Source organism: Kineosporia sp. NBRC 101731, from assembly GCF_030269305.1.
In the GTDB taxonomy this organism is placed as follows: Bacteria; Actinomycetota; Actinomycetes; order Actinomycetales; family Kineosporiaceae; genus Kineosporia.
The window spans coordinates 1-578 of record NZ_BSTC01000044.1; the positions used below are offsets into that span (position 1 = coordinate 1).

A 578-nucleotide genomic window follows, 5' to 3' on the forward strand; every position below is an offset into this window, starting at 1 on the left:
TGTCGGGCGTCGCGGCTGCAGCCGGGGTGTACGCAGTGCTGGAATCGTCCGATGACCTGGTCGATGACTTTCTGGCGGGGCTTGTAGCGGGTGGTGGGTTCGGTGCATCGTGCCTGGTCGCCGGGGCCGTGCTGTGGTGTGCCGATCGGGATGATGGTGATGTGGCCGGCTTGGCGGGCGATCTCGCGGGCCAGGTCGGCGGGGATGGCGCCGAAGCGTTGCAGGTCTCCGGGGAGGTCGTCGGTGCCGAGCAGGGTGTCGGCGCTGATGGTGATGATCAGGTGCGGCTTTCTGCCTTGCTGGCGGGGGGTGTGGGGGGTCTGCCACCAGCCCAGGACGCAGCCCTCCTCGGTCGGTACGTATCGGCCGAGAGCATCGCTGGTGGATCGGGGTTCTGTGAGGTAGGGGATGGGGGTCTGGTCGTGGACGGACTGGAAGAGGGCGACCAGGGCGTCGGCTCGGCGTTCTTGGTGGCTGCGGGTGTCGGGGATGCCGGCTCGGCGGAGGGCGTCGCGGTAGCTGTCGGCCAGGGCGTCGAGCATGGAGTGGATGAGCATGGCTTTGTCGGCGCGTAGTTT

At 68.3% G+C, this 578-nt stretch carries 1 pseudogene; it reads right to left on the minus strand.

Annotated elements, in window-relative coordinates:
- Positions 1-578: pseudogene (locus QSK05_RS36025) on the minus strand (DUF222 domain-containing protein); the annotation flags it as partial.